Source organism: Bizionia hallyeonensis (assembly GCF_042657385.1).
Lineage (GTDB): Bacteria > Bacteroidota > Bacteroidia > Flavobacteriales > Flavobacteriaceae > Algorimicrobium > Algorimicrobium hallyeonense.
The window spans coordinates 21,018-37,222 of the sequence record NZ_JBHSLA010000007.1 but is presented as its reverse complement, the minus strand read 5'-3'; the positions used below and the strand labels follow the sequence as shown (position 1 = coordinate 37,222).

Annotated in this window: 18 protein-coding genes; 15 read left to right on the top strand and 3 right to left on the bottom strand. The window is 33.2% G+C overall.

The annotated features are described in order from the left end of the window. The first annotated feature begins 5 nt into the window (after positions 1 to 5). The 15 genes from rplO to ACFPH8_RS14210 all read left to right on the top strand — a co-directional run bounded on the left by rplO (position 6) and on the right by ACFPH8_RS14210 (position 12,211). Positions 6 to 458 (top strand): 50S ribosomal protein L15, encoded by a 453-nt coding sequence (rplO, locus tag ACFPH8_RS14280; RefSeq protein ID WP_248398063.1) that lies wholly within the window; start codon positions 6 to 8, stop codon positions 456 to 458. Between the two features lie 14 nt (positions 459 to 472). Further along, entirely contained in the window at positions 473 to 1,819 is a 1,347-nt protein-coding gene (gene secY / locus ACFPH8_RS14275) for a preprotein translocase subunit SecY (protein ID WP_376862016.1), read from the top strand. 7 nt (positions 1,820 to 1,826) lie between these two features. Continuing rightward, on the top strand, positions 1,827 to 2,042 hold the full coding sequence (gene infA, locus ACFPH8_RS14270; protein WP_007094967.1) for a translation initiation factor IF-1: 216 nt from the start codon (positions 1,827 to 1,829) through the stop codon (positions 2,040 to 2,042). A 13-nt stretch (positions 2,043 to 2,055) separates the two neighbouring features. Next, the gene (gene ykgO, locus ACFPH8_RS14265) at positions 2,056 to 2,172 is read left to right on the top strand and encodes a type B 50S ribosomal protein L36 (protein WP_013305171.1); all 117 of its coding nucleotides are present in this window, start codon (positions 2,056 to 2,058) and stop codon (positions 2,170 to 2,172) included. Between the two features lie 2 nt (positions 2,173 to 2,174). Beyond that, positions 2,175 to 2,549 (top strand): 30S ribosomal protein S13, encoded by a 375-nt coding sequence (gene rpsM, locus ACFPH8_RS14260; protein ID WP_066252542.1) that lies wholly within the window; start codon positions 2,175 to 2,177, stop codon positions 2,547 to 2,549. Between the two features lie 106 nt (positions 2,550 to 2,655). Next, the gene (gene rpsK, locus ACFPH8_RS14255) at positions 2,656 to 3,039 is read left to right on the top strand and encodes a 30S ribosomal protein S11 (RefSeq protein ID WP_066252543.1); all 384 of its coding nucleotides are present in this window, start codon (positions 2,656 to 2,658) and stop codon (positions 3,037 to 3,039) included. Between the two features lie 177 nt (positions 3,040 to 3,216). Beyond that, positions 3,217 to 3,822, top strand: a complete 606-nt coding sequence (gene rpsD, locus ACFPH8_RS14250; protein WP_376862003.1) for a 30S ribosomal protein S4 — start codon at positions 3,217 to 3,219, stop codon at positions 3,820 to 3,822. 94 nt (positions 3,823 to 3,916) lie between these two features. Next, a complete protein-coding gene (locus ACFPH8_RS14245; protein WP_092209896.1) occupies positions 3,917 to 4,909 on the top strand; it encodes a DNA-directed RNA polymerase subunit alpha in 993 nt (330 codons plus the stop codon). Between the two features lie 58 nt (positions 4,910 to 4,967). Beyond that, positions 4,968 to 5,444 (top strand): 50S ribosomal protein L17, encoded by a 477-nt coding sequence (gene rplQ, locus ACFPH8_RS14240; protein WP_376862000.1) that lies wholly within the window; start codon positions 4,968 to 4,970, stop codon positions 5,442 to 5,444. 87 nt (positions 5,445 to 5,531) lie between these two features. Next, positions 5,532 to 6,242, top strand: coding sequence for a hypothetical protein (locus tag ACFPH8_RS14235; protein ID WP_376861997.1), 711 nt, complete (start codon positions 5,532 to 5,534; stop codon positions 6,240 to 6,242). 156 nt (positions 6,243 to 6,398) lie between these two features. Continuing rightward, positions 6,399 to 7,130 carry a hypothetical protein gene (locus ACFPH8_RS14230; protein WP_376861994.1) on the top strand — a complete coding sequence of 244 codons (732 nt, stop codon included), beginning with the start codon at positions 6,399 to 6,401 and terminating at the stop codon, positions 7,128 to 7,130. A gap of 88 nt (positions 7,131 to 7,218) precedes the next feature. After that, the gene (gene carA / locus ACFPH8_RS14225; protein ID WP_376861991.1) at positions 7,219 to 8,322 is read left to right on the top strand and encodes a glutamine-hydrolyzing carbamoyl-phosphate synthase small subunit; all 1,104 of its coding nucleotides are present in this window, start codon (positions 7,219 to 7,221) and stop codon (positions 8,320 to 8,322) included. 135 nt (positions 8,323 to 8,457) lie between these two features. Next, positions 8,458 to 9,753, top strand: coding sequence for a phosphopyruvate hydratase (eno, locus tag ACFPH8_RS14220; RefSeq protein WP_376861988.1), 1,296 nt, complete (start codon positions 8,458 to 8,460; stop codon positions 9,751 to 9,753). A gap of 196 nt (positions 9,754 to 9,949) precedes the next feature. Further along, entirely contained in the window at positions 9,950 to 11,236 is a 1,287-nt protein-coding gene (locus ACFPH8_RS14215) for a citrate synthase (RefSeq protein ID WP_248398075.1), read from the top strand. A 60-nt stretch (positions 11,237 to 11,296) separates the two neighbouring features. Further along, positions 11,297 to 12,211 (top strand): dimethylarginine dimethylaminohydrolase family protein, encoded by a 915-nt coding sequence (locus ACFPH8_RS14210; RefSeq protein WP_376861985.1) that lies wholly within the window; start codon positions 11,297 to 11,299, stop codon positions 12,209 to 12,211. Between the two features lie 7 nt (positions 12,212 to 12,218). Here the strand turns inward: ACFPH8_RS14210 and ACFPH8_RS14205 are convergent, their stop codons facing one another. The 3 genes from ACFPH8_RS14205 to ACFPH8_RS14195 are packed head-to-tail and all read right to left on the bottom strand — an operon-like array spanning position 12,219 to position 16,091. Further along, positions 12,219 to 13,385, bottom strand: coding sequence for a M28 family peptidase (locus ACFPH8_RS14205; protein ID WP_376861983.1), 1,167 nt, complete (start codon positions 13,383 to 13,385; stop codon positions 12,219 to 12,221). 60 nt (positions 13,386 to 13,445) lie between these two features. Beyond that, positions 13,446 to 13,970, bottom strand: coding sequence for a YceI family protein (locus ACFPH8_RS14200; RefSeq protein ID WP_376861980.1), 525 nt, complete (start codon positions 13,968 to 13,970; stop codon positions 13,446 to 13,448). Between the two features lie 57 nt (positions 13,971 to 14,027). Then, positions 14,028 to 16,091, bottom strand: coding sequence for a response regulator (locus ACFPH8_RS14195; protein ID WP_376861978.1), 2,064 nt, complete (start codon positions 16,089 to 16,091; stop codon positions 14,028 to 14,030). Positions 16,092 to 16,205: the final 114 nt, after the last annotated feature.

Below are 16,205 nucleotides of genomic sequence, written 5' to 3'. Positions count from 1 at the left end.
GAAAAATGGATTTAAGTAATTTAAAACCTGCAGAAGGTTCAGTTAAAAGTCAAGGTAAAAGAATAGGTAGAGGACAAGGTTCTGGAAAAGGTGGTACGGCAACTCGTGGTCACAAAGGAGCAAAATCTCGTTCTGGTTATTCTAAGAAAATAGGTTTTGAAGGTGGTCAAATGCCACTTCAAAGACGTGTTCCTAAGTTTGGCTTTACGAATATCAATCGGATAGAGCATCAAGGTGTAAACCTGGATACGCTTCAACAATTGGTTGACGATAAGAAAATTAAAGATACAGTAGATTTTGAAACTCTAATGACTCTTGGTCTAATTAACAAGAATGATCTTGTTAAGATTATGGGACGTGGAGAATTAAAAGCAAAATTAAAAGTATCTGCACATAAGTTTACCGCTTCAGCAAAAGCTGCTATAGAAGCTGCAGGAGGTGAAGTAGTAACTTTATAATCTAATTTAAGCGCATGAAATTTATTGAGACATTAAAAAATGTTTGGAAAATAGAAGAATTAAGAAACAGAATTATTGTTACTTTAGGTCTTTTATTAGTTTATCGTTTTGGTGCACAGGTTGTATTACCTGGTATTGATGCGGCGCAATTAGAAGGTTTACAAGGTAGTACTGAAGACGGTTTATTAGGTTTATTAAATGCTTTTACAGGAGGTGCGTTTGCAAATGCTTCTGTTTTTGCATTGGGTATTATGCCTTATATCTCGGCTTCTATTGTAGTTCAGTTAATGGGAATTGCTATTCCGTATTTGCAAAAATTACAAAAAGAAGGTGCTAGTGGACAAAAGAAAATTAATCAAATAACACGATGGTTAACCATTGCTATTTGTTTGGTTCAAGCTCCAGGATATTTAGCAAGTTTACCAGCTTTAGGAATTCCACCAACGGCATTCTTATTAGGTCAAGGCGGTTTGTTTTATTTCTCATCTGTTATCATTTTAGTAACTGGTTGTATCTTCGCGATGTGGTTAGGTGAAAAAATTACGGATAAAGGAATTGGTAATGGTATTTCATTATTAATTATGGTGGGTATTATTGCTACATTACCTAAAAACTTTTTGCTAAACGCATCTTCAAGATTAGAATCAAACAGTGTTATGCTAATTCTTTTTGAATTGGTAATCTGGTTGCTAATTATTTTGGCTTCAATCATGCTGGTCATGGGAGTTAGAAAAATTGCGGTGCAATACGCAAGAAGAACGGCCTCTGGTGGTTATGAGAAAAACGTATTTGGATCTAGACAGTATATTCCTTTAAAGCTTAATGCTTCAGGAGTTATGCCAATTATATTTGCACAAGCTATTATGTTCGTACCAAGTTTAATTGGTGGATCATCCTTCTTGAAAGATACGGCAACTGGACAATGGATGGCAACTAACTTTGCAGACATATTTGGTTTCTGGTATAATTTAGTATTTGCATTATTAATTATAGTATTTACATATTTTTATACGGCAATTACAGTACCTACCAATAAAATGGCAGATGACTTAAAGCGTAGTGGTGGTTTTATTCCAGGCATCCGTCCAGGAACAGAAACATCTGAATATTTAGATAAAGTTATGTCGCAAATAACCTTACCTGGCTCTATCTTTTTAGCACTTATTGCTGTGTTCCCGGCGATTATCGTTAAACTTATGAGTGTACAATCTGGATGGGCATTGTTTTTCGGTGGAACCTCACTTTTAATTATGGTGGGTGTGGCTATTGATACAATGCAACAAGTAAATTCATACTTGTTAAACAGACATTATGATGGCTTGATGAAAACAGGTAAAAATAGAAAAGCAGTAGCTCAATAATTATACCATGGCAAAACAGGCAGCAATTGAACAAGACGGAACAATTATAGAAGCATTATCAAATGCTATGTTTCGTGTTGAATTAGAAAACGGTCACATTGTGACAGCACATATTTCTGGTAAAATGCGTATGCATTACATTAAGTTGTTACCAGGGGATAAAGTGAAATTAGAAATGAGTCCTTACGATTTAACGAAGGCTCGAATAACTTATAGATACTAATAAAAAGGAACAGATGAAAGTAAGAGCATCAGTTAAAAAGAGAAGTGCAGACTGTAAAATCGTCCGCAGAAAGGGTAGACTTTACGTGATTAACAAAAAGAATCCTAGATTCAAACAAAGACAAGGATAATTATGGCAAGAATTGCAGGTGTAGACATACCAAAAAACAAAAGAGGTGTTATCTCGCTTACGTATATCTATGGAATAGGTAGAAGTAGAGCAAAAGAAATTTTAGCACAAGCTAAAGTTGAAGAAAGTACTAAAGTTCAAGATTGGACGGACGACGAAATTGGAAACATTCGTGAATCTGTTGGATCGTTCACTATTGAAGGTGAATTACGTTCTGAAACACAATTAAACATTAAGCGATTAATGGATATTGGATGTTACAGAGGTATTCGTCATAGATCTGGACTTCCATTACGTGGTCAACGTACTAAGAACAACTCTAGAACTAGAAAAGGTAGAAGAAAAACTGTTGCTAACAAAAAAATGGCAACTAAATAATAAATAGACATTAGTCATTAGAGTTTAGCCGTTAGATGAATCTGTTTGAAATAGCAATGTTTAGGATTCTAACAACTAAAAACTAACAACTAGAAACTATAATCATATGGCAAAGTCAAGTACAAAAAAACGTAAAGTAATAGTAGACGCTGTTGGTGAAGCACACATAACGGCTTCATTTAACAATATCATTGTTTCCCTTACCAACAAAAAAGGCGATGTAATTTCATGGTCATCAGCAGGTAAAATGGGATTCCGTGGATCTAAAAAAAACACACCTTATGCAGCGCAATTAGCTGCTGAAGATGCTGCAGCTGTAGCAACAGAAGCGGGCTTAAAGAAAGTGAAAGTGTATGTTAAAGGTCCAGGTAATGGTAGAGAATCTGCTATCCGATCTATCCACAATGCAGGTATTGAAGTAACAGAAATTATTGATGTTACACCATTACCACATAATGGATGTCGTCCTCCAAAAAGAAGACGTGTATAATTTATATATAACTTAAATTTGACATCAACTATATTTTTATAGTTGATGTCAATATTTATATGTAAATTTGCAAACTGAAAAAATAAATTATAAACAAGTATCAACGAGAGATTAACGGTTATCGAAGGATAAGATTAAGACCTTAATTCATAATCACTCTCATAACAAATTTTTAAAATGGCAAGATATACTGGTCCTAAAACTAAAATAGCTCGTAAATTTGGCGAAGCTATTTACGGAGAAGATAAATCTTTTGAAAAAAGAAACTACCCTCCAGGTCAACATGGTGCAAACAAGCGTCGTGGTAAGAAATCTGAATATGCAATCCAATTAATGGAGAAGCAAAAAGCTAAATATACCTACGGTATTTTAGAAAAACAATTCAGAAATATGTTTAAAAAAGCAACAGCTGCTCCTGGAATTACAGGGGAGGTGTTGTTACAATTATGTGAGTCACGTTTAGATAACGTTGTTTTTAGAATGGGAATTTCTCCTTCTAGAAGTGGTGCTAGACAATTAGTTTCTCACAGACATATTACTGTAAATGGTAATTTAGTAAACATTCCATCTTACCAACTTAAAGCTGGAGATGTTGTTGCCGTTAGAGAAAAATCAAAATCACTTGAAGCTATTACTAACTCTTTAGCGAATTCAAGTAACGTTTACGAATGGATTACTTGGAATAACTCTACATCAGAAGGTACCTATGTATCTGTTCCTGCTAGACTTCAAATTCCTGAAAATATCAACGAGCAATTCATCGTAGAACTTTATTCTAAATAATAACCTAATATATTGCTATTTAGCCAAAGGATTTATTAGTCTTCTTCATACTTTTAAATCGCGCAACTAAATAACAATTAAAACGAAGACAAATATGGCAGTATTTAATTTCCAGAAACCCGATAAAGTAATCATGATTGACTCTACTGATTTCGAAGGTAAATTCGAGTTCAGACCTTTAGAGCCAGGATATGGTTTAACAGTAGGAAACGCTTTAAGAAGAGTATTATTATCTTCTTTAGAAGGATTTGCAATTACATCCGTTAGAATTGAAGGTGTAGACCATGAATTCTCAACAATTGCTGGTGTGGTTGAAGATGTTACAGAAATCATTTTAAACTTAAAGCAAGTACGTTTTAAGAGACAAATTGAAGATGTAGATAACGAATCTGTTTCTATTTCTATTTCTGGTCAAGATCAAATTAAAGCTGGAGATTTTCAAAAATTTATTTCAGGATTCCAAGTATTAAATTCAGAATTAGTAATCTGTAATTTAGATCCTAAAGTAAATATCAATATGGAAATCACCATAGAAAAAGGTAGAGGTTATGTTCCTGCTGAAGAAAATAAAAAAGCTTCTGCGCCAATAGGTACTATTTTTACTGACTCTATTTACACACCAATCAAAAATGTTAAATATAGCATTGAAAATTTCCGTGTAGAGCAAAAAACAGATTACGAAAAATTAGTTTTCGAAATCATTACTGATGGTTCAATTAGCCCACAAGATGCGTTAACTGAAGCTGCTAAAACACTTATTCACCACTTCATGTTATTCTCCGATGAGCGTATTACATTAGAAGCTGATGAAATTGCACAGACTGAAACATATGATGAGGAATCACTTCATATGAGACAATTATTGAAAACCAAATTGGTTGATATGGACTTGTCAGTACGTGCATTAAACTGTTTAAAAGCTGCTGAAGTTGATACTTTAGGCGACTTGGTATCATTCAACAAAAACGATTTAATGAAGTTCCGTAACTTCGGTAAAAAATCTTTAACAGAGCTAGAAGAGCTTGTAAACGTTAAAGGACTTAATTTCGGAATGGACTTATCAAAATACAAATTAGATAAAGATTAATTAATCATATTTTGCTCCTCGATGTCGAGTTTAGTAGCAAGATGATAAAACAAATGTCATGAGACACGGAAAAAAAGTAAACCACTTAAGCAGAAAAACTGCACACAGAAAGTCAATGTTAGCTAATATGGCTTGTTCATTAATTGAACATAAGCGTATTAACACAACAGTTGCTAAAGCAAAAGCCTTAAAGCAATTTGTTGAGCCAATGATTACAAAATCTAAAGAAGATACGACTCACAACAGACGTATTGTTATGGCTAGATTGAGACAAAAAGAGGCAGTTACTGAATTATTCAGAGATGTAGCACCAAAAATTGCTGATCGTCCAGGTGGTTATACACGTATTATCAAATTAGGTAATCGTTTAGGAGATAACGCTGATATGGCTATGATAGAGTTAGTTGATTATAACGAAATCTACAATGCTGATAAAGCAACTAAGAAAACAACACGTAGAAGTAGAAGAGGTGGTTCTAAACCAGCAGCTGCACCTGCTACAGAAACAAAAGCTTCAAACGAAGAAGAGGAATAAACGTTAATTTATGTTAACGCAGTGCGCTAATAGGATAAATTGTAAAAATTTATCCTATTTTTGTTTCTATTAATAAAAAAAATATTTATGAAAAACTGTTTTTTACTAGCTGTTATAGCACTTTCAACATTAATGTCATTCGCGCAAGGATCGAATGGTGGGTTATCAAATTTACAAGGAACTCAAAGTAATACTCTAGGTCAATCCATGGAAGCCTTAAATTCAAGAGGTTCATGGCTTCCGAATGTAAATAGATATTCTGTAGATGGTACACCTTTGGCGTTTGAAGAAGGCAATAATAAATTAATTTTAGTAGCTAAAGATGGTACGAAATTTAATATTCCAAACGGTAATTATAATGCTCAAAGTGATCAGTTTGTTTCTGTATTAAATAAGGATTCTATTTATGTAATGAATACGTTAACTATTGATTTTGCGCTTTTAAATAACAAAAAAATGAAACGCTTTAGTGGCGAAAAAGAAAGAGCTCGTTATTATGAAGTATTAGCTTCTCACGACAGTATTTATATTCTAAAAAAGAGGGTTGCTAAAATTAAGCCAGGTGGAGTAAACAAAATGACTCAAGCCCGTACATCAAATGACAGATATTACTTGGTTGAAGATTTATATATCAAGAATGGCGAGGAATTAGAAGAACTTAAACTAAAGAAAAAGCTAATCTCTGAATTGTTTCCAGATAAGCAAACACAGATAAAAAGTTTTATAAAAGAAAACAAATTAAATATCAAAGAGGAAACCGATTTCTTAAAGATTTTTAATTATTATTCTACATTGTAGAAATTATATTACTTATAGAAAAGGGATACCCATTATGGATTATCCCTTTTTTTATGCCCTATTTTCTTATTTACTAGTTATATATTCATACTATGCTTGTCTAACTTAATTTTTATACCTACCTTAATGTAATAAAATTTTAATCCATAATCTATCATGAAAACACATTTAATCATCTTTTTGTTAAGTATTTGCGCAGTCGGTTTTTCACAAGAAGGTAATTACCAAATAGGTCCACCAATTCAATTATTGCCTAATCAGAAATTACCAGCCCAAGACTTTTTTGGATCTGAATCCTTTTTAAACGATGCTTTAAATGCAAATCAAAGTGATCCAAACTCTCCCAACTATGTAGAGGGTTCACCACTCGGCTTTGAAGGCGAGGATAATGAACTCGTTATCCATACTATGGATGATAAATATTACAAATTTAATAATGGTAACTATAACGGAATGAGTGATAAATTGGTTATCAAACTAGAAGAAGGTAAATTCTATGAATTTAATGACAAGGATATTGATTTTGCGTTAATCAATAATATAAAAGTGCTAAAGCTCAAAGATGAAGGTGATAAAATGAAATACTTTTTTGTATTAGATCAGAGCAATGACTTTACGATTCTAAAACGCATCAATGCTAAAATTATAGCTGGATCGGTTAGTAAAATGACCAAAGAGAAAATAAGTAACGATAAGTATTTTGTTTACACGGATTTCTATTTACTTCAAAATGATAAACTGGATGAGATTAAACTCAACAATAAAACATTTAAAACCCTTTTCAAAGAAAATGAAAAGCAGTTAAAAGATTTTGTAAATGAGAATGATTTATCTATTAAAAATGAAGAAGATTTCTTGAAAATGTTACGTTATAATAAAACACTTTAAAGTTTTTTGAAACTTTAGGTTTTAAAAAAGGATAAACATTTTAGTTTATCCTTTTTTTTATGCAATTTTGCAAAACCTTTTTTTAGATATGAAATATAACAAAAGAGAAAAAGCCATCGTTCTTTTATCCGACGGAACCATTTTCCACGGAAAATCAATTGGAATTAAAGGAACTGCTTTTGGCGAAGTGTGTTTCAATACAGGAACAACCGGTTATCAAGAAATTTTTACAGATCCATCTTATTTTGGACAGTTAATGGTTGCCACCAATGCGCATATTGGTAACTATGGAACCCATGCAGATGAAATGGAATCTGAATCCGTTAAAATATCGGGACTTATTTGTAAAAATTTTAGCTACAATTATTCAAGACCTTCCGCAGAAGGAAGTTTAGAACAATTTTTTGAAAAACATAATGTATTAGCTATTTCAGATGTGGACACACGTGCACTTGTTAGCTATATAAGAGATAATGGTGCTATGAATGCTCTTATTTCTACAGATGTTGAAAATATTGAGGCTTTAAAAAAACAATTGGCAGATGTTCCAAATATGGATGGCCTTGAGTTAGCGTCTAAAGTATCTACCAAAGAACCCTATTTTTATGGTGATGAAAATGCAACGTATAGAATAGCCGCTTTAGATATTGGGATAAAAAAGAATATCTTAAGAAATCTAGCCAAACGAGATGCTTATATAAAAGTATTTCCTTTCAATGCTAAATTTGAAGATTTAGAAGCCTTTCAACCACATGGCTATTTCCTATCCAATGGTCCTGGTGATCCTGAACCACTTGTGGATGCACAAACTTTAGCTAAAGAAATTATAAAGCGTAATTTACCATTATTTGGTATTTGTTTAGGGCATCAAGTTATTGCATTGGCTAGTGGAATTTCAACCTATAAAATGCATAATGGTCATCGTGGAATAAATCATCCAGTTAAAAATATAATTACCACAAAAGGTGAAATCACATCGCAAAATCATGGTTTTGCAATTAATAGAGAAGAAACAGAACAGCATCCAGACATTGAAATTACCCATGTACATTTAAATGATAATACGGTTGCCGGTATTAAAATGAAAACTAAAAATTGTTTTTCAGTTCAGTATCATCCAGAAGCTAGTCCTGGACCGCATGATGCCTCCTATCTATTCGACCAATTTATTGAAAACATCAAAAACGCATAATCCTAAAACCTCAAGGAACTATCTAATTCTTTGAGGTTTATTTATTATAAATATAATAGTATAAATTGGCAGTTTCCGTGTATCAAAGAAAACCATAAATGTAAACTGCTAAATAGTAAACTTAAAATTAATCTTATGAGCATAATTATAGACATTCACGCCAGACAAATTTTAGATTCACGTGGTAATCCAACTATAGAAGTAGATGTTACTACAGAAAACGGTTTTTTAGGGCGCGCAGCTGTCCCTTCCGGTGCTTCCACTGGCGAACATGAAGCGGTTGAATTACGCGATGGTGGAACGGCTTACATGGGAAAAGGTGTGACTAAAGCTATTAAAAATGTCAATACCATTATTGCGCAAGAATTACTAGGTACATCTGTATTTGAACAAAATACGATAGACCAAGTCATGATGGAATTAGATGGTACACCAAATAAATCAAAATTGGGAGCCAATGCTATTTTGGGTGTTTCTCTGGCTGCCGCAAAAGCCGCTGCCAATGAGTTGGGTTTACCATTATACCGTTATGTAGGTGGTGTATCAGCCAATACACTTCCCGTACCAATGATGAATATCATTAATGGCGGTTCTCATAGTGATGCTCCTATTGCATTCCAAGAATTTATGGTTATGCCCGTTAAAGCAAAAAATTTCAGTCATGCCATGCAAATGGGAACCGAAATTTTCCATCACCTTAAAAAGGTGTTGCATGATCGTGGATTAAGTACAGCCGTTGGTGATGAAGGTGGTTTTGCTCCTAATTTGGAAGGCGGAACCGAGGATGCTTTGGATACCATTAAAAAAGCAGTAGATAACGCAGGTTATAAACTAGGCGATGATGTAATGATTGCTTTGGATTGTGCTGCTGCCGAATTTTATGTGAACGGAAATTACGATTACACAAAATTTGAAGGCACCAAAGGTCAAGTGAGAACCAGCAAAGAACAAGCTGATTATATCGCAGAATTATGTCGTAAATATCCGATTATCTCTGTAGAAGATGCTATGGATGAAAACGATTGGGACGGTTGGAAATATTTAACCGAATTAATTGGTGATAACGTACAATTAGTGGGCGATGATTTGTTTGTAACTAATGTGGAGCGTTTATCTAAAGGAATTGATTCCCAAACCGCAAATTCCATTCTAATTAAAGTCAACCAAATTGGGACGCTAACAGAAACCATTGCAGCCGTAAATATGGCACATAATGCTGGCTATACATCTGTTATGTCTCACCGTTCAGGTGAAACAGAAGATTATACCATTGCGGATTTAGCAGTAGCTTTAAATTGTGGACAAATTAAAACAGGTTCGGCATCTCGTAGTGATCGTATGGCAAAATACAACCAATTATTACGTATAGAAGAAGAATTGGGCGATACGGCTTACTTTCCAAAAGACAAAGCCTTTAAAGTTAAAAGGTAGAGGTCAATAAACTTTATAAAACATAATATTTTAAATAGCGATTGTTAAAAGCCTAATAATCGCTATTTTTTGCATCAGTTTTGCCAATATCTTTATTGATAAAACCTTGTTAATTGACTTTAAAAATAGGGAGATATTTCGTATTTTCGTATTCCCGAAAGAATTCAAATAAACATCATAATAATTAAATAGATATATGGCAAACACAGCTACTTTAGAAATTAATGGCGAGAAGCACGAATTTCCTTTAATTAAAGGAACAGAAAATGAAGTTGGAATCGATATTAAAAATTTAAGAAGTGCAACCAATGGCGTTGTAACTTTAGATCCAGGCTATAAAAATACAGGTTCTTGCGAAAGCGCAATTACGTTTTTAGATGGTGAAAAAGGAATTTTAAGGTACCGTGGTTATTCTATTGAAGAGCTAGCTGAAAAAGCTGATTTTTTAGAGGTTGCTTACTTATTAATTTTTGGTGAATTACCAACGCAAGCCCAGTTAGATAAATTCCATACGGATATCAAAGCACAGTCTGTTGTAGATGAAGATGTTCGCAAAATAGTGGATGCATTTCCAAAATCAGCACATCCAATGGGTGTTATTGCATCGTTAACTAGTGCGTTAACGGCTTTCAACCCATCTTCTGTAAATGTGAATTCCGAAGAGGATATGTACAAAGCTATTGTAAAAATATTGGGTAAATTCCCGGTATTAGTAGCCTGGACGTTTAGAAAGAAAAATGGCTTGCCATTAGACTATGGCGACAAAAATTTAGGCTATGTTGAAAACATCTTAAAAATGATGTTTAAGCAACCTAATGAAGAATATAAATTTAATCCTGTTGTAATTAATGCGTTGGATAAGTTATTGATTCTTCATGCCGATCATGAGCAAAACTGTTCCACTTCAACCGTAAGAATTGCAGGTTCATCTCATGTTGGATTATTTGCATCTCTTTCTACGGGTATTTCGGCACTTTGGGGACCTCTTCATGGTGGTGCTAATCAAGCTGTATTGGAAATGCTTGAAGCTATTAATGCCGATGGTGGAGACACAGCAAAATACATGGCGAAAGCTAAAGATAAAGAAGATCCATTCAGATTAATGGGCTTCGGACATCGTGTTTATAAGAATTTCGATCCACGAGCTAAAATCATTAAAAAAGCAGCAGACGAAATTTTAAGCGATTTAGGGGTTGAAGATCCAATTTTAAATATTGCAAAAGCATTGGAGCAAGAAGCGCTACAAGATCCGTATTTTGTAGATCGTAAATTATATCCAAATGTCGATTTCTACTCGGGAATTATTTATAGAGCCATGGGTATTCCAACCGATATGTTTACAGTAATGTTTGCTTTAGGTCGTTTACCAGGATGGATTTCGCAATGGAAAGAAATGCGTTTGAATAATGAGCCAATTGGTCGTCCACGTCAGATTTATGTAGGCGAAACCTTAAGGCCATTTAAGACTATTGATAAAAGATAATATTTTATATACCATACAAAAGCTTCATTTTTATTAATGAAGCTTTTTTATATTTATGCTATGCTAAAATTAAACGTTAAAAACGAAACATCTAGATTACGTGCCGTTGTATTAGGTACAGCCATTAGTAATGGTCCAACACCAACAGAAGATGAAGCTTATGATCCAAAATCATTGGAGCACATAAAAGCAGGAACCTACCCTATAGAAGCGGATATGGTTAAAGAAATGCAAGCCGTGGCTGATGTTTTTGAGAAGTATAATGTTAAAGTTTACAGACCAGAACTAATAGAAGACTGCAATCAGATTTTTACACGCGATATAGCCTTTGTTATTGATGATGTATTTGTAAAAGCTAATATACTACCTAATCGTGAAGAGGAGTTGGAAGCTGTTCAATATATTATTGATCAGATAGACCCGAAAAAAGTAGTTCGCCCGCCTGAAGATGTTCATATTGAAGGTGGTGATGTCATGCTTTGGAATGATTATATTTTTGTTGGAACCTATAAGGGGAGTGATTATAAAAACTATATCACGGCCAGAACCAATATGGCTGGGGTTCAATATATAAAAGATTTGTTTCCGAATAAAATTGTTAAGGAATTCGATTTGGTGAAATCTAAAATAGAACCTCGTGATAACGCACTTCATTTGGATTGCTGCTTTCAACCGGTTGGAAAAAATAACGGCATTATTTATAAAAGTGGTTTCCGTGAGGAAAGCGATTATATGTATTTGGTAGATTTATTTGGAAAAGAAAACCTATTTCATATTACGCGAGATGAAATGTATAATATGAATAGTAATGTATTTTCTATTTCAGAAGACGTTGTGATCTCCGAAAAGAATTTTACCCGCTTAAATACATGGTTACGCAGCAATGGTATAACCGTTGAAGAAGTTCCTTATGCCGAAATAGCAAAGCAGGAAGGCTTGTTGCGCTGCAGTACGATGCCTTTAATTCGTGATTAATGTATGCTTAGTTAAGAATAATTTTTTTGGTTGTTTTTTGAGAACCATTTTCAATTACGGCTAAATATAAACCACGAGCTAGATTTGATAAATCTACAACGTTATTACTGGTATGAAATTGGGTCGCAAAAACGCTTTTTCCAATCATATTATAGATTGTTAGAGTCGTATTTTTGCCTAAAGCATTTGTTAGTTGAATATTTAAATTTCCAGATGTTGGGTTTGGGAATACGCTAATATCACCATTTATATTATGTGATTCAATACTTAATGGATTGGTAGAAACTGCAAATTCTAAAGCCGCGCCAAGCGCACCTTTTGTAACTTGAAACAGATAATTAGGATCCATATTTGCTAGTAAATCATTGGCTGTATGTGAATACGGCGTTTCATTTTTTTCATATAAACCCGTTATTATTTCGCCGTTGTTTTCAAAAGGTACATAATCGGAACCATAGGCATAAGAAATTTCCGTATTTAAAGTCGAGTAGAGTTCCATGCAGGTAGCTAAAGTTTGCGTTACAGCAGATGAAGCCGCATTGTTTCCTGACGGATTACTTCGGTCTTCTTCGCAAACAATTGTCGAATTACTAGCGCCATTTGTACCACCAACTTGATCTATATTTAAAACTAATTTAATATCTAAATTTTCAGGGTTAACCGTATTGTTAACGTAATAATTACTGCCTAATAGACCTAGTTCTTCGCCACTGAAGTGAATAAATTTTATAGAATATTCGGTATCTACATTGGCAAAAAGTCGCGCCATTTCTAATAATAAAACAGTTCCGGAGCCATTATCATTAGTTCCAGGACCATTAATAGTATCGTAATGTGCATCAATTATAACATAAGTATTGGGATATAAACTTCCTGTTTTAGTAACAATTACATTATAAGTGGTATTTCCTGAAACGGAAAATGCTTGTTCCTCAATAGCGGTATAACCTAAATTTTGATAACGATCTACGAGCCAATTTTTAGTGTTGTTTAATTGGGTAGAGCCTAATTCTTTAATACCAAAACCTTCAAAGGTTGTTAAATCTGCTAAAATGTTTGCGGCCGAAACGTTGTTTACAACACTGCCATAAAACGAATTATAGCCCTGTGCTGATGTATTTTTTGGGTAAACGAAAAGTAATAATAAGGTAAATGTTAGGTAAGATAATTTCATAATTGGGGTTTAAAATGCTAAAATAGTTCAAATTTTAACAAAGAAGGAAAAATGAAGCATTTACTTTACTCGGCATGTTATCTGAACACTTGCCGTGGTTCCCACCCGGAAGGTTCCAAAATCTTCACCAATATTATAATCAAAACGGTTAATTTCAAGAGCACCTTTAAAGGTGTTGTTTATAAAGGTAAAAGGAATTGTTACTTGTTTGGTAACACCATGAATGGTTAGTGCGCCTGTAGTGGCGTAGCCCGAATCCGTTTTTATAACGGAAGTAGACTTATAACAGATAGTTGGATAGGTGTCTACTTCAAAAAAATCAGCAGAGCGTAAATGGGTGTCGCGTTTGTTGTTGTCTGTATTTATTGTTTTGGCATCTATACAAATATCAAAATTGGCATTATTTATATCCGATTCATCAAAATTAAAATTGCCTTGCATGCCTGTAAAGGTTCCATCTACATTAAATATAGCACCTGCTGAAATTTTAAACTCTACTACTGATGCATTGGTGTTAATAGTTTGGGCATGCATTAAATAATTTGCTGCCAAAACAAAGAGCAGGGTTAATAATGAGGTTTTCATTTTAAATGAATTTATTTCAACAAAATATACAAATTTTAATTTAATGTTAAAATAGCTTTATGAAAAATAGTTTAATAAAAGTTTGTAAAGCCTTTCTTTAGTAAATGGTTTTGTAATATAATTATTCATGCCACTGTCCATTGCTTTTTGAATGGCTGTAGAAGTTACATTTGCTGAAAGACCAATAATAATTATTTCGTTGTCCTCTTTTCTAATAATTTCGGTAGCTTCATAACCATCCATTTGTGGCATGTGTATGTCCATAAATATTAAATTGTAATTTTTAGACCGAAATTGTTCTATAGCAATTTGCCCATTAGTTGCGGAATCTACATGGATATCAATATCTTCGAGTAGTTTTTTTAAAACAATGACATTAACTGTATTATCATCAACCACCAAAACTTTAAGGTTGGGTAATTTTAAATTTTCAAACGTTTCAATTATTTGTAAAGTATTATGTTGACTAATATTTAACATGGCGGTAAATATGAACTCACTGCCTTTATCAAGCTCACTTTTAACGGTTATAGAGCCATCCAAAAGGTCGGCAAAATCTTTACTAATTGCTAACCCTAGACCACTTCCTTCATGTTGCTTTTTAAGACTACTATCAATTTGTGTAAATCGTTCGAATATGGTTGCTAATTTACTTTTAGAAATTCCAATTCCGGAATCCTTAATGCTAATCCTTAATCTTAATTTTTGTGCAATTCGTTCTTCTTTATAAAGTACAGTAATACCGCCTTTTAAAGTGAATTTCAATGCATTTTTTAATAGGTTTGTTATGATTTGAGAATACTTACTCATATCACTCACCACATACAGTCCATCAGACTTGGTTAAGTCTAAATTCAAATAAAGACCTTTTTCTTTGAAGAGATACTCATACGTCTCAACGAGTTCTTTTAACTTTAAAGATGGACAAAATAATTGTTCTTCAATAGTAACTGTTCCTGATTCTATTTTATGGATTTCTAATATGTCGTTTACAATTGTTAAAAGGTTGTTAGATGACCTGTCCATTAAGTGAACATATTCCTTGTCCTCCTGTTGTATATTACCTTCTTTTAAAACTTGGATAAACCCTAAAATGGCATGAAGTGGTGTGCGGATTTCATGACTCATATTAGATAAAAAGTCTGTTTTTGCTTTTGAAGCTTGGTCTGCTTTTTGTTTTTCTTGTTTTAACCGCGTGTTTACATTTGCTAATTTGGTGTTAATTTTTAAAGCACGAGCAGTGGCTTTTAAAGATTTGATGTAAAAGTAAATTAGCATGCTTATTAGCAAAGATAGTATTATCCCAAAAAGTAATGTATAATTAATGAAAGCGCGCTTATTGGTTAAAAACAATAAATCGTTGGTTGGGTAAAGTTTTACATTCCACAATTGTTTGTCTAAATAGTCAATAGTTAACTCACTTTTGTAACTAAAACTAGCATCCTTAACTACTTTTTTTTCAGCGTTAAATTCATAAAATAATGTACCCTCATTATCTCTTACTTCAATACAATAATCTTTTAGTTTAGTAGAGAATTTATTAAAACTTTCAGTAAAATCCATTCCTGCAGTAACAGTGCCTTGAAATTTGTTTTCATAATAGGTGGGAATATCAATAAGGAAGGCATGGCCTCCTTGCGTCATTTTGGACCATGGAGTAATGTTTATACTGCTATCAATACTATGCATTATCCATTCTTTTTTTCTATAACTAATTTTAGAAATATCAAGCTTTAATGCAGCTTCATTTCCTTTTAAAGGATTAATTTTTCGAATTACCATGGCACTATCAATCCATTCAACAAACTTGATTGAATTGGATTGTTCAAGTAAAATATTTACATCACTATCCCAAAACTGATGATAATCTCCATTTGAAAACTCTAATCTTTTCTTTATATTTTCAAGTCTTATAATTTCTCCCTTTATAGTTGTATTAAACTCTTGAGTACTTATATCTCCAGCTTGGCGTAGTTGTTGTTTTGTCCAGATATGGTAGTCTTCAATGGATTTATGCCATAACGTAAAAACCAATGTGGTTATTGCTAGAAATGTAATAACAGGGAATAATAACGTGTTTTGTATTATGGTGTTAAATAAAGAGGATAGTAGGCGCTTCATAACAATTTAATTGGGGGATTAATTGTTTTCTTAAACTCGGTTGGGCATTAAAAATAAGATAATATTTAAAACAAAAAGAACTGTTTTTCACAGTTCTTTTTATCTTCGATAGTT

What these genes read in the sequence shown, in the direction of transcription:
- rplO (WP_248398063.1), top strand. Translation starts at nt 6, where the DNA reads ATGGATTTAAGTAATTTAAAACCTGCAGAAGGTTCAGTTAAAAGTCAA.
- secY (WP_376862016.1), top strand. Translation starts at nt 473, where the DNA reads ATGAAATTTATTGAGACATTAAAAAATGTTTGGAAAATAGAAGAATTA.
- infA (WP_007094967.1), top strand. Translation starts at nt 1,827, where the DNA reads ATGGCAAAACAGGCAGCAATTGAACAAGACGGAACAATTATAGAAGCA.
- ykgO (WP_013305171.1), top strand. Translation starts at nt 2,056, where the DNA reads ATGAAAGTAAGAGCATCAGTTAAAAAGAGAAGTGCAGACTGTAAAATC.
- rpsM (WP_066252542.1), top strand. Translation starts at nt 2,175, where the DNA reads ATGGCAAGAATTGCAGGTGTAGACATACCAAAAAACAAAAGAGGTGTT.
- rpsK (WP_066252543.1), top strand. Translation starts at nt 2,656, where the DNA reads ATGGCAAAGTCAAGTACAAAAAAACGTAAAGTAATAGTAGACGCTGTT.
- rpsD (WP_376862003.1), top strand. Translation starts at nt 3,217, where the DNA reads ATGGCAAGATATACTGGTCCTAAAACTAAAATAGCTCGTAAATTTGGC.
- ACFPH8_RS14245 (WP_092209896.1), top strand. Translation starts at nt 3,917, where the DNA reads ATGGCAGTATTTAATTTCCAGAAACCCGATAAAGTAATCATGATTGAC.
- rplQ (WP_376862000.1), top strand. Translation starts at nt 4,968, where the DNA reads ATGAGACACGGAAAAAAAGTAAACCACTTAAGCAGAAAAACTGCACAC.
- ACFPH8_RS14235 (WP_376861997.1), top strand. Translation starts at nt 5,532, where the DNA reads ATGAAAAACTGTTTTTTACTAGCTGTTATAGCACTTTCAACATTAATG.
- ACFPH8_RS14230 (WP_376861994.1), top strand. Translation starts at nt 6,399, where the DNA reads ATGAAAACACATTTAATCATCTTTTTGTTAAGTATTTGCGCAGTCGGT.
- carA (WP_376861991.1), top strand. Translation starts at nt 7,219, where the DNA reads ATGAAATATAACAAAAGAGAAAAAGCCATCGTTCTTTTATCCGACGGA.
- eno (WP_376861988.1), top strand. Translation starts at nt 8,458, where the DNA reads ATGAGCATAATTATAGACATTCACGCCAGACAAATTTTAGATTCACGT.
- ACFPH8_RS14215 (WP_248398075.1), top strand. Translation starts at nt 9,950, where the DNA reads ATGGCAAACACAGCTACTTTAGAAATTAATGGCGAGAAGCACGAATTT.
- ACFPH8_RS14210 (WP_376861985.1), top strand. Translation starts at nt 11,297, where the DNA reads ATGCTAAAATTAAACGTTAAAAACGAAACATCTAGATTACGTGCCGTT.
- ACFPH8_RS14205 (WP_376861983.1), bottom strand. Translation starts at nt 13,385, where the DNA reads ATGAAATTATCTTACCTAACATTTACCTTATTATTACTTTTCGTTTAC.
- ACFPH8_RS14200 (WP_376861980.1), bottom strand. Translation starts at nt 13,970, where the DNA reads ATGAAAACCTCATTATTAACCCTGCTCTTTGTTTTGGCAGCAAATTAT.
- ACFPH8_RS14195 (WP_376861978.1), bottom strand. Translation starts at nt 16,091, where the DNA reads ATGAAGCGCCTACTATCCTCTTTATTTAACACCATAATACAAAACACG.